Genomic DNA, 19,960 nt, shown 5'->3' with positions numbered 1-19,960 from the left:
ATATATTTAGGAGGATATTATGAACGATCTATATATTATTATAATCGTGCTTGCAGCAGTAGTTGCAGGTTTATTTGTCGTTCCAATTTTAAAAAAGAAAAACATCATTAACAAAGAAACGATGGAACAAGTAAGCGATACTTTTGATTTTGTTCGCTTGGTTCTAGATGTAGTTAACGTTAAAGGTATTGATAAGAATAAAACCAACTTTGTATTAGACATTGCCGATGAAGTGGCTACACATGTTGGTAAGTTGTATCAGGCTAACGACAAACAAGATAAAATGACACTTTCATTGGAAATTACCGAAAGCATTCTAGAGAAATACGGAGTAAAAACGAGCATTCAAGAGCAAGAATTGATTAAAATCCTTGTTGAGCGAAGTATTGAATATGCAGAGAAAATGAAAACTGAATAAAAAAACATAATGCCCCTCTTAAGGATAAATTCCTTTGGAGGGGCTTTTTTATTATCTACAGCGTAGGCACGGGCTCGCTAATACCCGTCGATTCAATCAGGATATAGTCAAAACGGTTTTCTTGTGCCAGCTTCTGAACTTCCTGCACCAAGTCTTCCCGGAGGGTGCAGCAGATGCAGCCATTGGACATTTCGACCAGCTTCTCATCCGTTCGGGACAGGCTCCCTTCCCCTCGAACCAAATCCGCGTCAATATTCACTTCGCTCATGTCGTTCACAATGACCGCAACCTTCAATCCATCACGATTATGAAGCACATGATTCAGCACGGTCGTTTTGCCTGATCCGAGGTAACCGCTGAGTACGGTAACTGGAATCTTATTGTTGTTATTCATCTACTGAACTTCCTCCATTCCTTAATCGTAATAATTACGATTTATACGGTATGATATTATATCTCCTTCAGCGAATTGTCAATCCTTCCGTGCAGAAAATGATCCGGTCAGCAAAATAAACCTCCGGCACTTAGGTACCGGAGGTTTATTTCCTCACCATTTAACTTATCTTGGTAGCCCATTTTCTTATGGTCAAGTGTCACTAATCGTTTGTATACATAATATGAATTATCTCAAGACGAAAAGGAGAAATTCGATGAATCAACAAAACTATAACCTTCAAGAAACTCAACAAAGAGAACCTCATCATCATGGTCATGGTCATGGTCACGGTCATGAGCATCACCCCCATTTTCATCCATATAGTTTTCCATCAGGCCATCATATGATCCATCATCATCACCATCACCACTATCACCATCACTACCAAATGAGGAGAGAAGAAGAGCAGTATTAAAAATTAATAGCGAAAAACGTAAGGCGAGAAGATCTACGCCACGGTTGCATGTCGCGTTCATGCAGCCGTGCGTGTCATTCTCGCCTTTTCTATGCTTACATCGTATCACGGTAAAACTGTCATGTGATGCTCAACATACGGTTAAACTACTCACGAATCATTTCCAAATATTCCTTTACAAGAATATTCTCATCATGGTATATTGTAACCAATCGTTGGTTAATATTCACAAATAAGGAGGGCAAGGTATGAGCCAAGAAGTAATTTCGTTCATCGAAAACCTTAGTCTGCCTTGGCAAGTAGACGTCAGTAACAAGCTTCGACTCATGGTCCATGAAGCAATTCCGGAGGTAGAAGAACAGATTCAGTACAAAAAACCACATTTTCTAAAGAACGGACAATATGCAGCTGTGATTTCACCATCAAAAGATGCAATCGCCTTTATGATCATGAACACAACAAATCTAGAAGTCCCCAAAAATTTCGATGGTCCACCCGAACGAAAATGGCTTAAAATTCGAGAAGATGATACTCCAGACTATGAGCTGCTAGCAGAACTTTTAGTTCAAGCATCGAGTTCGTTGTAATAACAAGATCGGGGGTAAGGTCATATGAAACAGACAACTTTGAACGCACTAGCCGAACCTAACCGATTGCAGATAGTCGAACTATTACGAGACGGTCCCTTAACTGTCAGTCAGGTTGCTGATCGCCTTAAAATCCGGCAGCCGCAGACTTCCAAACATTTAAAGATATTGCATGAAGCAGGATTGGTAGAAGTTCAGGCAGAGGCTAATCGACGGATATATAGACTACGACCTGAACCGCTACAAGAGATGGACGAATGGTTGGAATCGTTCCGCGGTATTTGGGAACAGCGCTTAGATCAACTTGAGGATTATTTAGACAAATTACAAAAGAAAGGGTAGCAGCCGCAACCTTTCATATTAGGAGGAATTCAAATGACCGAGCAAAGCAAAAGTGGCTTACTTCTAACCCGTGTTTTCAATGCCCCTCGAGAACTGGTTTTTAAAGTTTGGACGGATCCAGAACACTTCGGTAAATGGTGGGGTCCTCAAGGGTTTTCACTAGATGTTATTAGAATGGATGTACGTCCAGGTGGTATGTTCTTAGGTTGTCAGAAGTCGCCAGATGGTACCCAAGCCATGTGGGGTAAATTTGTATATCAAGAAGTCATAGTTCCTGAAAAACTGGTATTCATCCAATCATTCTCTGATGAAGAAGGTAACACTATACGTGCACCTTTTAACGCAAGCTGGCCGCTTGAAATTATTAATATTATCACACTTGAAGAAGCCGATGGAAAAACAACGCTAACAATGCAGGGTGGCCCTGTCAACGCAACTGCAGAAGAACAAGCAGCTTTTGATGAAATGGCTCCAATGGTGAAACAAGGATTTGGCGGTACTTTTGATCAACTCGCTGAATACCTCGAAAGCCAGCAATAATTACATTGGTCAAGGAAGCGCAAACCAACAGCGGCGAACCTATTTGTTCGCCGTTTTTTAATTCTTCAGAACTCAGCATCATCTTGCCAGAAAAACCCCTTAAGTTTAAGGGGTTTTTCCATAATTGCATTGCTATAATCGTTCTTGTAACGAATCTTGCGGTCACTCGGACCCTGCTGAAAAACGACAGGTTTCCTTGCAAAATGAACCTCGAAATGTATGAATCCGCTGATTACAGCCAGATAAATTTGTGACGATCGCGTTGCTCAAGCATTCGCATGCATGTTCGAGAAATTACAGCTTCTGGGCGACTGCTTGTTCCGCTGCATGTTCATCGTCTTTATTCTCAGGCAACTCGCCGTCTTTCCAGATGACCTGTTCGCCGTAATCTTTTCCCCAATCGTACATCAATTTCAAGATCGGCATAAGACTCTCCCCGTAGGGCGTGAGCGAATATTCGACCCGAGGCGGAACCTCGGGGTAAACTACACGATGGACCAGTTGATCTTCCTCCAATTCGCGGAGCTGATTGGTCAGCATTTTTTGCGTGATATGAGGAATCATTCGATTTAGCTCACCGAAGCGTTTAACGCCCTCTAAACCAAGATGCCATAGGATGATCAGCTTCCATTTGCCGCCGATAACCGCCAGGGTTAACTCTTTATGGCAGTTTATTTCCTTCAGATTGATTCGCTGTTTGACTTCACTTGCCATAATGCATCACCCCTTCTTCCCTACAGTATACAACGGTCGCGGTTATATCAACAAAGTGGAAAATATCACATGACAGCACCCTACTCCAAATTGGCGTGCAGGCCAAACATTTGGTCCGAGTGGAGCTCACTCTTCTCCATCAATCTCAGGATGACCGCATCCAGCACGATCAGCATCGTCTGTTCAAATAAAGAGGCCATCGGTTGAACAGTGACGAGTGTATCTTGATTCTGATCCTTGGTGCTTCCGGGGAGCTGAACGATCGCATCGGAAAGCTCTCCGATACGCGATTCGGGCTTCACCGTTACGACTGCTATGGCTGATCCGATATCCTTGGCTTTTCGGGCCATAGACACCAAGCTTTGCGTTTCGCCTGAACCTGAACCGATAACAAGCAAGTCACGAGCTCCGATCGCCGGCGTTACCGTTTCACCGACGATATGAACCTTATATCCCATCTGCATTAACCTCATGGCAAAAGCCCGGATCATCAGTCCGGATCTGCCGCCCCCTGCCAAGAAGATGGCGTCGGATTGCGCGATCCGTTCAATCAATCCCTCGACCTGGGCAGCATCGACCTGCTGTACGGATTCCGATATCTCCTTGGCAATGACTGCTGCATGTTGAAATATGTTATTGCTCATTGTGACTTAAGCCTGCTTCACAAGTTGGTTCATTTGAGCCGCTGCGGCCTTCTTGTCGGTTTGGCTCGTAATTCCGCCGCCGACGATCACGAGATCGGGATTCGCTTGGATCACCTCAGAGAGCGTCTCCATTTTGATGCCCCCCGCAACGGCAGTCTTCGCATGTTTAACGACACGTTTGATCGCCGCCAATTCCTCGAATGAGTTTTTACCTTCCGCCTGGTGGTCATAGCCGGAATGAACGCAAATGTAATCCACGCCAAAAGCGTCAATCTCCCGTGCTCTTCCTTCAATGTCCTTTACGTTGATCATATCCACCATGACCTGCTTGCCTTGCTTGAAGGCCTCTGCCACCGCGCCTTTGATCGTGGAATCGTCGGATACGCCCAGCACCGTAATAATATCCGCACCGGCTTCGGATGCCTTCATCACTTCATAACCGCCGGCATCCATAATTTTAAGGTCGGCCAGCACACGCAAATGAGGGAACTCCTCTTTAATCGCTTTGACGGCATGAAGGCCTTCGTTAATGACAACGGGCGTTCCGATCTCCACGATATCGATAAACTCGGCTACTTCAGCCACCACTTGTTTTGCTTCTGGAATATTCACCAAATCCAATGCTAATTGAAGTTCCATATTGTTAATCTCTCCTTATGAATGTATTGTTTAATGACTACACGATCATTGTAGAGCGACAGTTTACTTTACGGAAGTACGTACTTATAAGTGAGATACTTACGTGGAAGTAAGTAATGTGGAGGGACAATGGGTTAGTTGCTTCATTTTTTTCTGTTAAGCATGCTGTCTCAATGCGGCTGGTAAAAAACAATTAAGCCTGTTTGTTCACTTTCGACTGACATCCGGCTGTGGTTTAATATAATTGTCAGGCCGGACAAAATGATCGGAAAGGAGGCTGAACGAATTGATTCAGAATATGGAGGTGGCATCCGCATAAGCGGGTGTCACGTTTAGGGGAGCCCCATATAGGGCTCCCCTTCATTTACAATCCTATAAAATTGGAGGAAACGCGATGTCATATTTACGTCAACCAGCCGTTATCGTCGTCACTGGCGTCATGGCCTCTGGTAAGTCGACGATAGCCCAGCTGTTAGCGGAGAAGTTTGAACGCGGGGTCCATTTGCGAGGGGACTCGTTTCGGAAAATGATAGTCAGGGGCAGAGAAGAAATGCTTCCGGATGCTTCGCTAGAGGCGGAGAGGCAGCTCGCATTACGGTATCAGCTATCCGCCTCCGCTGCCAAAACCTATGCTGAAGCCGGTTTTCATGTCGTTCTGCAGGACGTCATTCTCGGCCCGGCGCTGCACCAAATAACCGAAATGCTAAACGACCTTCCTGTCTTCGTTGTTGTGCTGAACCCATCCGAGAATGCCATCAGCGCACGCGAGTTGATTCGTGACAAAAAAGGCTACGGGGTATGGACCATCCATGAGTTGAACCGGCGGTTAACCGACGAAACGCCAAGGATCGGCCTGTGGCTGGATACCTCCGATTTATCACCTGAAGAAACGGTTGAAGAGATTTGGAAGCGGATGTGGGACGAGGGGCAGATCCGTTAAAATAAACCCGGTATCATTCATGACAAGGCTTCCTGGTAAAAAACAATTAAGCCTGTTTATTCACTTCATTCCCGGCGCCAGCCATGGTTTAATATAGATGTCCGGCTGGACCAAATGATCGGAAAGGAGGCTGAACGAATTGATTCAGAATATGGAGGTGGCGTCTGCGTAAGCGGATGTCACGTTTAGGGGAGCCCCATATAGGGCTCCCCTTCATTTCATCTTACTCGTAAATCACGGCTTTGATCTCGTCGCTATCGATATTGTTTTTGTCGTACCAGTAGAATCCCGTATCGATCTGCGGTTCAACTTTCTCCCCTTTGATGGCTGCCACAGCGGCTTTTACCGTCTCATATCCGATGCCGACCGGATTTTGCGTGATGGCTCCCGCCATTGTCCCGTTCTTGATTGCGTCAATCTGTGCTTTTCCGGAATCGAATCCGACCACGATGATCTGACCTTCCTTTTTCATCTCCGTTACTGCGTTAATGACGCCAACCGCAGAACCTTCATTCACCCCGAATATCCCTTTCAAATCCGGATGCGCCTGCATCATCGCCTTGGCCAGGTCCGTCGATTTCAGATGATCCCCGCCTCCATATTGAATGTCAACGATCTCGATATTCGGGTACTTCTCTTCGATCTGCTTCTTAAAGCCGTCGCGGCGGCTAACCCCCGTTACGCTGGTCTGGTCATGGACCACCATCGCGATTTTGCCTTCATTTCCGATGAGCTCCGCCATTTTGTCTGCCGCAAGCGCGGATGCAGCCATATTGTCCGTCGATGCCGTCGTGACCGGAATGTCGCTTTCCACGCCCGAATCGAAGGCGATGACAGGGATGTTGTTTTCCTGGGCTTTTTTCAGATAAGGTATGGAGGCCTGGCTATCCAATGCGGCAAAGCCGATCGCGCTTGGTTTCTTGTCGAGTGCTGCCTGCAGCATTTCGATCTGCTTATCCACCTGGGATTCCGTCTCCGGTCCTTCAAAGGTAATCCGTACGCCAAGCTCTTCCCCAGCTTGCTCGGCACCGGCTTTTACCGCCTGCCAGAACTGGTGCTGAAAGCCTTTGGAAATGATCGGAATGTAGATTTCCCCTTCGGCTGCCGAACCGGAGCCGGAGCCGGATTCGCCCTCGCTTGGACTGTCGGTTCCAGCAGCGTTCTTGCCGGATGAACCGCAAGCTGCCAGCATACTTGCAGTCAGCATGAGAATCAGAGCCAATACGGATAGCTTTTTCATAATCTTCATCTCCCCTTGTTTATCAAAATAGTACATCTATAGAACTTCCATTCAAGGAAGCTTCTAACCCGTTAACATTCGGCTAACTTAGCGCGGAACGCAGCTCTAACAAAGGCCCTACGCTTTGCGTCTGCGCAAAATATCCGCATACACCGCTAGTATGATAACGAACCCTACGACAACGGTTTGCCACTCCTGCGGCACGGACAGAATGCGTAATCCATTCGTCAGCACACTCATGATCAAAGCGCCGATCACCGTACCGATGATGGTCCCCTTCCCTCCGCTGAGCGAAGTTCCCCCGATCACGACCGCCGCAATGGCTTCCAGCTCATACCCGGCACCCAGGGCCGGATTGGCCGAATTCAGCCTCGATGCCATCATGACACCGGCCAAGCCGGTAAAGGCGCCGGTTAGGGTGTAAATGACGATTTTCCAGAAGCCCACATGGACGCCGGACAATCGGGTCGCTTCTTCATTGCTGCCCAGTGCAAAGTTATATCGGCCGATGATGGTCTTCGATAAGATGAGGTAACCCACAACCGCCGCAATGAAGAAAATAACGACCGCATTCGGAATATCGAGACCCGGTATCAACCAGCCCAGCACACTGCCTTGGGACACCTCGGCAAAGCTTTCCGCGTCGTTGAAATAGACCGGCTTGGCTCCGGAGATAATCAGGGCCAGTCCTTTGGCGATCATCATCATCGCCAGCGTTGCGATAAAAGGCGGGATCTTCATCTTCGCCACCGCCGTTCCGGACAGAAGCCCGCACAGCGCGCCCGTCAAGATGCCGCCAAGGATGCCGACAGGAACCGGTAATCCCCAGAAGGTGATGCATACGCCGGTCATAACGCCGCTCAGCGTCATGACCGTCCCGACGGACAGATCAATGCCGCCGGTAATGATGACAAAGGTAGATCCCAAAGCCAGCACGCCGATCACCGCGGTCGAGAGAAGAATGCCCACGATATTGGAGAACTGAAAGAAATTGCTGGATGAGAACGTAAAGAATAGAATGAGAACGACCAGGCTGGCTAGAGCCAGCACTTGCTGCAGCGCACCCGATTTGATTTGAATGTTCATCTGCTTATTCCTCCTGACGTGTATGGATAACGGCTTACATTCTCGCTGTAGCCAGATGCATAATGCTTTCTTGGGTCGCCTCTTCATGTTCCAGCTCGCCTGTAATCCGGCCTTCACACATCACGAGAATCCGATGACTCATTCGAAGGATTTCAGGCAGCTCCGACGAGATCATGATGATTGATTTGCCCTGTGCCGTTAGATCGTTCAGCAAACGGTAGATTTCGCTCTTGGCCCCTACATCGATCCCGCGGGTCGGTTCGTCGAAGATCAGAATGTCGCAATCGCGGGTCAGCCATTTGCCGATGACGACTTTCTGCTGATTGCCGCCGGAGAGGTACTTTACTTCCTGGTCCACATGTGGTGTTTTGACCTTCAATCGCGACACTATTTCCTCTGCCTGCTCGCGAATCCTGGCCGTACTCATCCAGCCCCCGGGACGCACGAAGTTACCGTATGACGCGATAGCCACATTGCTCTTCACATCCAGATCGACAACGCATCCATAGCGCTTACGATCCTCGGATAAATAACCGATCCCTTGGCGCACCGCATCGTGGGGGCCCTTGATCGTTATCTTGCGGCCATGAACGTGGATCTCGCCGGATTGAATGCGGTCGGCACCGAAGATCGCCCGGGCAAGCTCGGTCCGCCCCGCGCCAACCAGCCCTGCAATGCCAAGGATTTCTCCCTTTTTCAGAGTGAAGTTAATGTCCTTCAAAGTTCGACCTTGATTCAGTCCTTTAACCTCCAATACCGTCTCACGTTCACCTGCGCTCCTCTCCGGCTTCGAGGTCTCGTAGATTTGCCGGCCAACCATCTTGGAAATAATGTCCTGGGTGGTAACTTCAGCTGTGGATACCGTATCGATGTACTGCCCGTCACGCATGACCGTAATGCGATCCGTAATTCGCTTGATCTCATCCATCCGATGGGAAATGTAAACGATTCCAACTCCGCCTTCTCGAAGCTGACGAATGATGCGAAACAAATCCTCAATCTCGGTTTCGCTTAAAGCCGCAGTAGGCTCATCCATGACCAGCACGTCGGCGCTATAAGACAATGCCTTGGCAATCTCCACCATCTGCTGCTTGGCAACCGTTAGTTCCGAAACCTTGATGGATGGGTCCATGTCCAGTCCCATCCGCTCGAACAGTTCCTTCACTTGTCGGTTTAGCGCCTGCTCATCCAGAAACAATCGGAGCTTTCGTCGCGGCTCCCGCCCGATGAATATATTCTGAGCAACTGTCAGATCGGGCGCCAAGTTCAATTCCTGATGGATCATGCTGATCCCCGCGTCTTGTGCCGCTTTCGGATTCGTTAAATCCACGGGCTGCCCCTTGTACGTGATCGTTCCTGCATCCTTCTGGTATACGCCGGTCAGGATTTTCATCATGGTTGATTTGCCAGCACCGTTCTCACCCATAAGCGCATGAACCTCACCGCGCAGCAGTTCAAATCGGCAGTTATTTAATGCAAGCACGCCCGGAAATCCCTTCGTGATTCCTTCCATCTGTATCAATACTTCGCTCAAAACCCCTCACCTCTCAAGCTGGCACCTTTTATGAATCATTGTACAAAGCGTTCCCCTTGCGGAGGAATGGAATATTCTCTGATCGATGTTGAATAATCTATGATCTGTTAACAGGACCCCATAAAGGAAGAAGCTACTCTTCCACAAAGGGAAAGAGCAGCTTCTGGTTCTCCTCGGTATACATATTGTCTTTGTTGATGACTACGGAATCGGTGTACACGTTGCGTGACACCTTGTCTCCTTCGATGATGGATACGGCTGTTTTGATGCCTGAATAGCCGATGTTGAAGGGTTTCTGAACGATCGTGGCTTGCAGGACTCCCTCTTCGAGCAGCTTGACTTCCTTCACCGAGCTGTCGAATCCGACCAGCTTGACCTTGCCCCCCAGCCCCAGTTCTCGAATCGCTCTGCCTGCCCCCACCGTAGAAGGCTCATTCAGTCCCACGATTCCATTCAGGTCAGGCCTCTCCAGCAGCAGCTTCTTCGTGATTTCATAGGCTCTCTCCTCCTTGCCTTCGCTATAGTAAGTGCCCACAATTTCCGTGCCGCTGCGCGACTCCAAAATACTTCGGACCCCTTGTTCCCTCTCGATCTGCGTCGAGGTCCCCTGTACGAAACTGACGATAGCAACCTTGGCATCTGCCGGGAGTAATGAAGAGAGCTCTTTGCCTGCCTTCTGTCCAGCATTCACATTGTCGGTCGCGATCAAGCTCTGCGCATAATCACCATTAACGGCGGAATCAATCATAATTAGTGGGATGTCAGCCTTACGAATGGACTCTGCTACGGGAACAAGGCGGTTATAATCTCCGGCGGCCATGACAATCGCATCCGGCTTCTGTTTGATGGCTTCCTCCAGCAATTGGATCTGCAAGTCCACTTCGATTTCCTGGGTGGGTCCTACCACCGAGACATCCACACCGAATTCACGAGAAGCCGTGTTCACCCCTTCAATCAGTACCCGCCAGAATTCAATTTCATCCAGTGCTTTAACACCCACGATGATCTTCTTGGCACCAGGCTCTGCCTTGGACCATTGAAAGGCGACATAACCCAGGATTAGCACCGAAATCAGCAGCAGTAAAATATATCGCAGTCTCATGTACGACTTCATGGCACCTCCCCCTCCAAGCTCCGCCATTCCTCCGGAAGAACAGCTGGAATGAGCACCTTCACGCATGTCCCCGATCCGGGCTCGCTCGTATAGCTAAGGCCATATTCCGCTCCAAAATATAACTGAATCCGCTGGTGGACGTTCGCAATCCCAACGCTGTTTCTCGATGGGTTGCCTTCTTTGGACGTTAGCAGAGTCTCAACCTTGGACTGATCCATGCCGATGCCGTCATCCCTGACTTGAAACTCGATCCGGTTATGTTGAAACTTCCCTGTAATCGTGACCGTTCCCGGACCTTCCTTGTTCTTGATGCCATGATAAATGGCATTCTCCACCAGCGGCTGCAGCAGCACCTTCAATGTCAGATACGGGTAAAGTTCGCGATCGATATCCAGGGCAAAACGGATTTTGTCCTGGTACCGCATTTGTTGTATTTTTAAATAATTCGTTATATGTTCCACCTCGGTAGCAATCGGTATCATCTCCCTCCCTTTGCTGAGCGAAGCTCGAAACAACCTTGCTAAAGCCGATGTCATCAGAATCACCTCATCATGCTTCTTGCTCTCGGCCATCCATATGATGGAATCCAGCGTATTATAGAGAAAATGAGGATTGATTTGGGCTTGCAGGGCATTCAGCTCACTTTTCCTCTTAATTTCCTGCTCTACCACAATCTGATCCATCAATTCCTTAACCTTCAGCACCATCACGTTGAAGCTGCGGGCCAGGCCGGAGATTTCCCTGGAATGCCCCACGGGAACCCGGATATCGAAATTCCCCTTCTCCACTTCCATCATTTTCTCTTGGAGTTTCTTGATCGGACGCGTCAGGTTCCGGGAGATGACAACGGAGAACAGCACGCCCACGCCAAGACATAACAACCCCGCTATGGCAAAAGAAAGCTGCATTTGCTTCTTATTGTCCACCAGCTCATTCTCATAAAAAACGCCAACGATTTTCCAGCCGAAATCCGTATCCTTGATGCTGTATATCCGGCTTGCCCCGCCCTCCTTCACGACAAATCCCCCTTGCTTGTCCGAAATGACCTGCTCTAATCTCTCCGTCTTCAAATTGCTGTAGAGCAGCTGCTGCTGCGGGTGATACACAATCCGGCCTTGACGGTCAATCACAAACACGTAACCCCGGTTCCCCAAATCCAGCTTGCTGAGCATATCGTTAATCACCTTGAAGTTGAGATCGATCAACAGAATGCCCAGCCCATTCGAAGGATTCACGCCGCTGAGCTCGCGGCTCAGTGATACAACCCAGCGGTACTCTCCCTTGATGACCGGCTGTACATGGGACGAGGAGATCACTGTCTGTCCCTTGTTTTCCTTCGCCTGCCGATACCAGGGCTGCTCCGATAACGCAATATAGGGATTCAGTTCGGCGTCCGCCCGATCGGAGATAAAGGTGTCGCCGGCTCCAAAAATATTAATCGACGCAATATCTTTGCGCGAAACCCGAATCGAGTGGAAATATTCCGATATCTTCGCTTTCAATATAGCCAGTTCCGCAGGCTGCAGTTCATCGGCCGAGGCCAGATATTCTCTGACGTTCGGATTGTTCATCGCTGCGAGCGAGATGTCCTTCATGCCCGTAATGTAGGTTTGGATATTCGCATTCACTTGATTGATCAGCTCGGAGGTATAACTCTCCGCCGTTTCGCGAACAGCCGATTCGGACAGCCGATAGGAGATGAAGATCAGCAGCAGCGCCGTAAACAGCACTAACATCACGAAGGAGCTGGCAATGCGGGACTGAATGGTTTTGATTCGCTGCGGTGCCTTCATGGCCTTACCTCGTCTGACGCCATTTTATTTCGGTACTCGGTCGGGGTATCTCCGATATGTTTCTTAAACAGCACGCTAAAATATTGTGGATCCTGATAACCGGTCTTTGCCGCAATTTCATAGGTTTTCATCGAGGAATGCTTCAGCAGTTCCTTTGCTTTTTCCATACGGACTTCCGTTACGTATTCAACGAAGGTTCTCCCGGTATGCGTTTTGAACAGAGCGCTGAAGTAACTCGTGCTCATGAAGATCCGGCTGCACACGGTCTTAATCGATAACTCCGGATCCTCGTAATTTCGCTGGATGAAATCGACCGCCTCCAGCATCTGGGAGCGGGTCAAGTCCTTTCTCGTCTTGGCAACGTCCTTTAGCGCCTGCTCGCACACCTCGTTTAACCAATGCTCAATCTCATCCAAGGACCGAAAAGAATGTAGATCGGATAGCAGACTTTTCTCTTTGCCGATCAACTCGTTCTCATTGCAGCCGATTTCCATCAAAGTTTGAAGAACCGCAAGCATCACTCGTACGATCCGCACATAACAGAGCTCGATCGAAATTGAAGCGCTTCCAAGTTCGCTGATCAACCGCCGGATGCACGTCTTCACTTCGGAGTCCGTACCAGCCCGGATCGCGGAGATTAGCGCTGACTCGGTTTCGATCCCATCCAGGAGAGGAGCGTCCCCTCGCTTTTCAAGATCCGTGATATGGACCACCTGATCGCGGCCGATCAGGAGCCGGTATTCTAATGCAGCCTCCGAAGCCCTGCAGGAATAACGGATGTCCTGAATCTCACGGCAAATCGTTCCAATGCCCAGGGTGACCGTGAATTTCATGAACTGTTTCGTAGATCCGCGAATTTCCTCCGCAAGCTCCTGCGCCCGAGCGTGCAGGTCCTCCTCCCCAAAGCCCGACAGAATGGTCATAACCTTGTTCTCCTTGTACCGAAAAACAACTGTACCGGGCTCATCCGCCAATAATTCTTGCATAATATTGTATAAGGCAAAAGCATGCAGTTCATTATCGGCGTGCTGTTCATCCGTACGAAGCTCATCCATATCCGCTGCCATTGCGATGTAAAGCGGCCCCGGAAGCGGAATATCGAAATAAGACAGCTTGCTCTCGATCTCGGATCGCTTCATCGGCGATGACGCCAGTCGTTCGAGAAATCGTTCCTTAAGCAAGACCAAGCTCTCATTCAACTGATATTTGAGCCTCTTCAAGTACTCCGTACGTCCGTGTTCCTCATCCATCTCCAGCTTGAGTTTATCAAGCATCTTCCTTAACTCGGCTGAAGTAACCGGCTTCAAAATAAAATCCGTGACCTGCAGCTTCACCGCCTGCTGAGCATATTCGAAATCGTCAAACCCGGTCAGGATGATGATCTTCGTCTTAGGAAAACGTTCCGTAATATGGCGGGACAACTCCAGGCCATCCATGTACGGCATGTTGATGTCCGTTAACACCACATCAGGTGGTTGGCGGGTGACAGCCTCCAATGCATCCCTGCCGTTTTCACAATCTCCGATGCATTCAAAGCCATGATCCGCCCACTGAATCCGGTTTCGGATCCCTTCCCTTACGATCGGTTCGTCGTCCACAATAAGAATCGTATACAATCAAAGCCTCCCCCGTTCATAAGCAAATCCCATATGCTTAGGTTCTATCGTGTTACGAGGTGAATATACAGGAAAAGCCCTTTGGCAGGCAACTGCCAAAGGGCTCCATGACTTCATATTTATTTGCGGGTGTTCATCCACGTAATGAAATTGTTCACCACAATATCGAGGAAACCGATTGTTGGCTCATGGATTAACTTGCCAGCCTCATCCATCTTCTCGTGTACTGCACCGATGTATACTTCATTGTTCGGGAGCAGCGGCGAAGTAATGCCAACAGAAAACAGAATATCCCGGAGATGCTCTTGAGCGCGAACCGTTCCAAGCTGTCCCATCGACGCCCCCATGATCCATGAAGGCTTTCCGTTCATGACCTTATCGACTCGCGATAACCAATCGAGCGCGTTCTTAAGCACGCCCGGTATGGAGTAATTATACTCCGGCGTAATCCACAATACCGCATCAGCGGCTGCTATCCGCTCCTTGAAATCCTTGACAACCGCAGGCGGGTCCAATTCAATGTCTTGATCGTAAAACGGAAGATCACGAAGCCCCAGGATTTCAAACGTGATCTGATCCGAGTACCGCTGCTTCAAATATTCCGCCAGTTTCATATTGTACGACTCTTTTCTAATGCTTCCTACAACGATTGCGACTTTCATGATACCCTCCAGTTCTATGCCTTCTTAGCATATTTCAATCTATTTTTAACAACTAATTTTTAGCCTAACACCATATTTTACCAATGTCAAAATGTCCTTTGTCCTACTTCATCAACGAGAGCAGCTTACACACATCGCGCTCCATGCCTTCTCTTTGTTCAGGCGGCACATATTGGAGGAGAGCGAGTGCGGCATAAGGCACTTTGATGGCATGCGGATCTTCATACCGTTTACTCCAATAGGCCGAATCCATAACCGAAGCTTCTTTAGGTGCCTGAACCCCCTGTTTCGCAAGCGCTTGTGGCTTTAAACGGTTGAGTTTCATTTGCAGCCGATGATTGCTTTGACCAAGCTTGGCAAGCTGGGCATATCCGAGCCGTTCCAGCTCAATCAATGCGTGGGCGTGGGTAATGCCATGCTCAAGCTCACCTGCAAAAAAGTAGTACTTCTCTTCAACGTGTTGATCTGGCAGCACATGATCCAGCTCGGATAAGGCACGACTGGCCAGATCGGATGCATTCCGGTATGGCGGTATTTCCGAGAGTGTGATTTCCGATCGATCCAGCTTGGTATAATCATCGATTTCGTAATACCTAGCAAGCTTGTGTTCGACTGCTGCATCCTCCATCAGCTTGAGTAAGCCTCTCACGATAGATGGCGTCAGTAAATCCGGACGGTCACGCAATGCTTTCAGTCCCAAGACGGCCAGGGTAACACCATGTCCGGAGGTGCTCAAATTCGTCAGATTAGGCAGCAGTCCTTCCATCAATTGATTCATTAATTCAGGCTGCGCAGGCTCAGGAGGATAGGGCTCGAACCAATCTTCATGCTGACTGCGCAAGTACTGGCAATTGGCAGCCAACCCCTGCAGTACATCTTGCGGCAGATCAAACTCCTTCTGCATGTAATAAGCTGCCAAATACGCTCCGCCAACATGTCCTTCAAATCAGCCAACCTCGCCGCCGCGGCTCAAGGCTGTAAGACCATCCTCCAAAAACCGGTCACTAATGACCGAATTCACCTCCTTCCCTTCGATTGCACTCGGCAGATTCAGCCTGGCTGCAATGTCTTTGGGGAAGCTTGTGATCTTCAAGCGGATGCTGTAACCATACATTCTAAAATGCAAACCATCCTCGTTATCCGAAACCATCATCCGCCGATCCAGAATGGAACGAACCCGGTCCAGAAACCGTTCATCGGTTACTCCATAAGTTATCTCCAGGGTTGGTGCCAGCGCATACATCGAAATCGGAATCCATTTGCGCTTTGTTGATACAACGACGGCATGGGCTGTTCCTCCAATGGCAAAAGCGAATTGCTCCGACTCCTTGGCGATCGTTAAACCGAGCGTCCGCTTCATCCATAATCTTGCGGCTACCGGATCCTCTACAGGCAATCCCACCTCCCGCAAGTACAGGATACCATAGGTGCCGTTCGGTGCCAGTACCCCTTCCTTCAGATCATCGTGCGCGATAAACTCAAGCAAGTTTCCATCGCCATCCTTGAAGTACACATTCACACCGGAATCGAAGTGTTCGACCACTTTCCCATCAGGCCATTTCAACAGAGGTACCTGCTCTGCGAGCTTCTGGATTATGGATTCAAACTGGGAATAAGGCACTTCAAACGCGATATGGGCAGGAGCTATAGATTCATACGCTTCTTCAAAAGCGAGCGTGAAATCCGGTGTAGGCTGGAATACGATCTCAACCTCACTTTCGCTTGCAATCGGGAAATGAAGCAGTCCGTTGTAAAATTGTTTCACTCCCTGAATGGAGACCGTTTTTAATTTCAATCCGGCAAAATGAGTGATCATGAGGTTTCAACCTCCTCTTTACCGCTGACCTTCTTGACCAGCTCCATAAAGATGGATAGCGCCTCTTTAGCCCGATAATCCAGTACAATCGTGCCTTCTGCCGCTTCGGATTCGTAAATGGTCCGCTGAGAACCACCAATGGAGATCCATTCCGGACTATTAATCCCGTGCAAATTGCGTATGGTAGCCTGCATTTGCTGCAGTGAACTCACACCGACCGCCCCTCCCGCCGAGCTTACCGATAGAACCGGTTTACCTGAGAAATGCATCTGTCCCAAATGATCCAAAGCGTTCTTCAGGACTCCGCTCATCCCTCCGTGGTACTCTGGTGTCGTCAAAATAATGCCATCCGCCTCCATTAACAGACGCTGCAGCTCGCGCACGCCATCATGGCGATTGAATATCTCGTCTGGTGAATAGAACGGGAGCGGTGTTTCATACAGGTTAAACAGCTTCACTTCCACGAACAACGTATTCATTTGCGCTTCCAGGGCTTTGGCCAGAACGGTACTTGTTGCTTCCTTGCGATTACTGCCAGCTATAATCACGATCTTCATGGTACTGCCTCCCTTATTGGTATTGAATGTTTTGTTAAGTCCATTGTAGAGGAGGCAAGCCATGGAAATCGTCAACATTTGGAGTGATTTTACGAGCAAAAGCTCTCCTGCCTTCGGCTGAGAGCTTCTACAACTATAGTCTTAGATATGATCGTTATGTACGCCAAATACAGCAATCCTCATACGATTCCATGCTTGAGCGCATAAATGGCCGCCTGTGTCCGGTCGGCAACCCCCAGCTTATCGAGCAGATGGCTGACATGGGTTTTAACCGTCTTCTCGGTGATGTAAAGCGCTTCGCTGATTTCCCTGTTGTTCATGCCCGATGCAATCAGTTGCAGTACCTCCTGCTCCCGGCGGGTTAGTTTATCCAACTGCGCAGCCTCTTCCTGATGGCCGGACCCGCTGGTCTCATCTGCTCCCGCCGGCGATGTAACATGCGTCATAAGCAGGCCTGCCGCATCCGGGTGCAGTTCAACTTGGCCTTCATACACGCGCCTGATCGCAGCCACCAGATCCTCAGGCTCGATATCCTTAAGAAGATAGCCGCGTGCGCCTGCCCGAATGGCTGGCAGAACATGGTCATAATCGATAAACGAGGTCAGCACGATGACTTTAATATGAGGCTGTTCCTTTTTTAACCGTGCGGTCGTATCAATTCCATTGAGGATTGGCATATTCAGATCCATTAATACGACATCGGGATTTAGATGTTTGGCCGTCTCCAACGTCTCCTCGCCATTCGCTGCTTCACCAACCATCTCGATATCCGGCTGCGTAGCCAGAAAAACCTGCAATCCCCGGCGTACCATGGCATGATCGTCAGCGATCAACAATCGGATCATCCGTTATCCCCCCCTTCTCTGTTGATCTCACCCTTAAGGGCAGCAAAACCTCAATGATGGTTCCCTCTCTGTACACACTGTAGAGACGGAATTGTCCTCCGAGCGATTCGGCTCGTTCCCGCATGCTCGACAACCCAATCGAATCCCGCGTCAGCTCGTTCAATCGTTGCTTGGTAATCCCGCGGCCATGATCTTCGATCCGAAGTTCAACATCATTTTCCTGCAGGGTTAATACTACCGTTACTTCCTTCGTATCCGCATGCTTGCTTACATTATTCAGCGCCTCTTGACCGATCCTCCACAAGGCTTCTTCCACGATCCGGGGCAGGTCCTGTATCCCGCTGATATGTGAACTTACATGAAGCTTCAAACGTTCGCCGTATTGTTTAAGGCCTGTCATAAGCCCTTCCTCAAGTCCGGGTGGGCGAAGCTGCATGATCAGTTCCCGCATTTCCTTAAGCGCGCTTTGCGATAAAAACTGTATATCATGGATGGTATCCTGCAGCATGCTTTTCTGCTCATGCGGCTCCACGGCAAGCATTCCCCCCACCCCCTTGGACATCATGACTAACGAGAACAGGGTTTGACTTACCGAGTCGTGCAGGTCTCGGGCTAGACGATTTCGTTCATCCATTCTTGCGAGCTCCCGCCGGTTCTCCTCCAGACGGATGCGCTGAAGGGTTATGCCGATATGTTCAGCCAGTGCCTCGATCACCTCCATATCCGCCCGGTACGCATCCCCGTAATGATCGTACCCTATCAAAAGCAGTCCAAAAAAGGTGTCTCCGGCAGCCGCCAGCGGAACCGCAACCGCTCGGGTGATGGAGGATATCCATCCCTGTTCAACCAATAAATCCGCAAGCCGCTGCGCGTTTTCGGCACTGACCGGATCCGCAGAGACCTTTCCCTTGCCAGAGCGGATTCGTGCGGTTTCAGGAAGTGGAAATTGAGCATGGGGCAGCGTCGTCTGCCCTCCGCTGTATAGGGCACGCAGTGTCATTTCATTACCGATAGGCTCCAGTAATACGGCAACCGGCCAGTCAAAGTAACGTCCCATTAAACTCATGACTTGCTTCGTTAATTCGGCCCGGTTAACCGCCTGGGAAGCATAAGCACCGAGAGCACTGCTATATTCCCCAAGCCGGGCAAACAAATCCGCGCGGCGCTGCTCAGCTGCGTACAGCCGCATGCGCTCAATGGCGCTGCCGATTTGGTAGGCTACCGATTCCAGCAGTGCCAGTTCCTCTTTGGTGAAATGCAGCTTCCCGGGCGCAGCCACATTCAGTACGCCGAACCTGCGGCTGCCGGATCGCAGCGGAACGGTTGCATGGTGGGTTATGCCCTCCGTATCGCCCCACTGATACCGAACGGCGTTATCCAGACGTTTGCAATTCAAAATATTCACTGCATTTTTCAAGCGTCCGTCATCGTAACGCTCCAGGCACCAGCAGCTGCCACATCTCATGGGTTCGTTATCATCCCGGTTCAGAGCAGGCGGCAAATTCCGGCTGGCTACGAATTCATGCGTTCCCCGATCTTCCACCAGGAACAGCCAGCCGGTCGTAAGTCCCGTTAGCTCCAGTAGCTTGGCAATAACAACGTCCAGCATGGGAGCAAGCTCGTTGGACTCGTTCAACGTTTCTGCGATCGTTTTCAGCGTAATTAACTCCTGAATATGCGGATCGTGATTGGACATACACGAAAGCTCCTTCTTTTTTTTGCATTCTGAAGTAACTATATTATATAATCCTGTCACACACCATCAAAATCCCCTATGAGCCCTTCGGGCTTTTCACAGATCATTCACCCCATGAATTTTGGTAAAAAACAATTAATATTGTTTTATCTCTTGCAAATTTCCACCTACATATGGCTTAATATAGAAGTCGGGGCCGACGAAATGAGCTGAAAGGAGGCTGATTGCAATGATTCAGATCCGTGAGGTGGTATTCGCGTAAAGCGAATATCCGTTAAATGGGAGCCCGCTGCGGGCTCCCTATATCTATTTTTAAATCCAAAAAT

General features: G+C 49.2%; 21 protein-coding genes and 1 pseudogene. 5 read left to right on the top strand and 17 right to left on the bottom strand.

Going from position 1 to position 19,960, the window contains the following annotated elements; genetic code table 11:
• Window positions 1-19: 19 nt before the first annotated feature.
• Window positions 20-418 (top strand): hypothetical protein, encoded by a 399-nt coding sequence (locus J7E85_RS01010; protein ID WP_215154069.1) that lies wholly within the window; start codon window positions 20-22, stop codon window positions 416-418.
• A 64-nt stretch (window positions 419-482) separates the two neighbouring features.
• Here J7E85_RS01010 and J7E85_RS01005 read toward each other — a convergent pair.
• Window positions 483-812, bottom strand: a pseudogene (locus J7E85_RS01005) (GTP-binding protein); the annotation flags it as partial.
• 233 nt (window positions 813-1,045) lie between these two features.
• Window positions 1,046-1,330, bottom strand: a complete 285-nt coding sequence (locus J7E85_RS01000) for a hypothetical protein (protein ID WP_215154067.1) — start codon at window positions 1,328-1,330, stop codon at window positions 1,046-1,048.
• A gap of 187 nt (window positions 1,331-1,517) precedes the next feature.
• On the opposite strand from J7E85_RS01000, the gene J7E85_RS00995 reads away from it, so the two are divergent.
• Genes J7E85_RS00995 through J7E85_RS00985 form a run of 3 tightly spaced genes read left to right on the top strand, consistent with a single transcriptional unit; the run spans window position 1,518 to window position 2,738 of the window.
• Window positions 1,518-1,856, top strand: a complete 339-nt coding sequence (locus J7E85_RS00995; protein WP_215154065.1) for a DUF1801 domain-containing protein — start codon at window positions 1,518-1,520, stop codon at window positions 1,854-1,856.
• A gap of 24 nt (window positions 1,857-1,880) precedes the next feature.
• Window positions 1,881-2,198, top strand: a complete 318-nt coding sequence (locus J7E85_RS00990; protein ID WP_215154063.1) for an ArsR/SmtB family transcription factor — start codon at window positions 1,881-1,883, stop codon at window positions 2,196-2,198.
• Between the two features lie 33 nt (window positions 2,199-2,231).
• Window positions 2,232-2,738: an SRPBCC family protein gene (locus J7E85_RS00985; RefSeq protein WP_215154061.1), complete on the top strand. Its 507-nt coding sequence runs from the start codon at window positions 2,232-2,234 to the stop codon at window positions 2,736-2,738.
• Between the two features lie 294 nt (window positions 2,739-3,032).
• Here J7E85_RS00985 and J7E85_RS00980 read toward each other — a convergent pair whose 3' ends face one another.
• From J7E85_RS00980 to hxlA, 3 genes are all read right to left on the bottom strand, one after another.
• On the bottom strand, window positions 3,033-3,452 hold the full coding sequence (locus J7E85_RS00980) for a winged helix-turn-helix transcriptional regulator (protein WP_215154059.1): 420 nt from the start codon (window positions 3,450-3,452) through the stop codon (window positions 3,033-3,035).
• Window positions 3,453-3,532: 80 nt separating this feature from the next.
• Complete coding sequence (hxlB, locus tag J7E85_RS00975; protein WP_076321974.1) at window positions 3,533-4,096, bottom strand: 6-phospho-3-hexuloisomerase; 564 nt, start codon at window positions 4,094-4,096, stop codon at window positions 3,533-3,535.
• 6 nt (window positions 4,097-4,102) lie between these two features.
• Entirely contained in the window at window positions 4,103-4,735 is a 633-nt protein-coding gene (gene hxlA / locus J7E85_RS00970; RefSeq protein WP_076321975.1) for a 3-hexulose-6-phosphate synthase, read from the bottom strand.
• Window positions 4,736-5,129: 394 nt separating this feature from the next.
• On the opposite strand from hxlA, the gene J7E85_RS00965 reads away from it, so the two are divergent.
• Entirely contained in the window at window positions 5,130-5,675 is a 546-nt protein-coding gene (locus tag J7E85_RS00965) for a phosphotransferase-like protein (protein ID WP_215154057.1), read from the top strand.
• Between the two features lie 223 nt (window positions 5,676-5,898).
• Here J7E85_RS00965 and J7E85_RS00960 read toward each other — a convergent pair whose 3' ends face one another.
• From J7E85_RS00960 to J7E85_RS00910, 12 genes are all read right to left on the bottom strand, one after another.
• A complete protein-coding gene (locus J7E85_RS00960; RefSeq protein ID WP_215154600.1) occupies window positions 5,899-6,924 on the bottom strand; it encodes an ABC transporter substrate-binding protein in 1,026 nt (341 codons plus the stop codon).
• Between the two features lie 108 nt (window positions 6,925-7,032).
• Window positions 7,033-8,001 carry an ABC transporter permease gene (locus J7E85_RS00955; protein WP_076321977.1) on the bottom strand — a complete coding sequence of 323 codons (969 nt, stop codon included), beginning with the start codon at window positions 7,999-8,001 and terminating at the stop codon, window positions 7,033-7,035.
• Window positions 8,002-8,035: 34 nt separating this feature from the next.
• Window positions 8,036-9,535, bottom strand: coding sequence for a sugar ABC transporter ATP-binding protein (locus tag J7E85_RS00950; RefSeq protein ID WP_215154055.1), 1,500 nt, complete (start codon window positions 9,533-9,535; stop codon window positions 8,036-8,038).
• A 133-nt stretch (window positions 9,536-9,668) separates the two neighbouring features.
• Window positions 9,669-10,649 (bottom strand): substrate-binding domain-containing protein, encoded by a 981-nt coding sequence (locus J7E85_RS00945; RefSeq protein WP_215154053.1) that lies wholly within the window; start codon window positions 10,647-10,649, stop codon window positions 9,669-9,671.
• Entirely contained in the window at window positions 10,646-12,442 is a 1,797-nt protein-coding gene (locus J7E85_RS00940; protein WP_215154051.1) for a cache domain-containing sensor histidine kinase, read from the bottom strand. Before J7E85_RS00940 ends, J7E85_RS00945 begins: the two co-directional genes overlap by 4 nt.
• On the bottom strand, window positions 12,439-14,058 hold the full coding sequence (locus J7E85_RS00935) for a response regulator (protein WP_215154050.1): 1,620 nt from the start codon (window positions 14,056-14,058) through the stop codon (window positions 12,439-12,441). The genes J7E85_RS00940 and J7E85_RS00935 overlap by 4 nt, the downstream gene beginning before the upstream one ends.
• A 119-nt stretch (window positions 14,059-14,177) precedes the next feature.
• Window positions 14,178-14,720: an NADPH-dependent FMN reductase gene (locus J7E85_RS00930; RefSeq protein ID WP_076321982.1), complete on the bottom strand. Its 543-nt coding sequence runs from the start codon at window positions 14,718-14,720 to the stop codon at window positions 14,178-14,180.
• Window positions 14,721-14,823: 103 nt separating this feature from the next.
• Entirely contained in the window at window positions 14,824-15,639 is an 816-nt protein-coding gene (locus tag J7E85_RS33775) for a hypothetical protein (protein ID WP_251035360.1), read from the bottom strand.
• Window positions 15,640-15,666: 27 nt separating this feature from the next.
• Entirely contained in the window at window positions 15,667-16,536 is an 870-nt protein-coding gene (locus J7E85_RS33770) for a VOC family protein (RefSeq protein ID WP_251035359.1), read from the bottom strand.
• Entirely contained in the window at window positions 16,533-17,093 is a 561-nt protein-coding gene (locus J7E85_RS00920) for an NADPH-dependent FMN reductase (protein WP_215154049.1), read from the bottom strand. Before J7E85_RS00920 ends, J7E85_RS33770 begins: the two co-directional genes overlap by 4 nt.
• Window positions 17,094-17,272: 179 nt before the next feature.
• Window positions 17,273-17,938, bottom strand: a complete 666-nt coding sequence (locus J7E85_RS00915; protein ID WP_213644340.1) for a response regulator — start codon at window positions 17,936-17,938, stop codon at window positions 17,273-17,275.
• Entirely contained in the window at window positions 17,916-19,634 is a 1,719-nt protein-coding gene (locus tag J7E85_RS00910) for a GAF domain-containing sensor histidine kinase (RefSeq protein WP_215154048.1), read from the bottom strand. Before J7E85_RS00910 ends, J7E85_RS00915 begins: the two co-directional genes overlap by 23 nt.
• Window positions 19,635-19,960: the final 326 nt, after the last annotated feature.

The organism is Paenibacillus sp. ISL-20 (genome assembly GCF_018613005.1).
GTDB lineage: Bacteria > Bacillota > Bacilli > Paenibacillales > Paenibacillaceae > Paenibacillus_AQ.
This window is presented reverse-complemented; position numbering and strand designations above follow the sequence as displayed.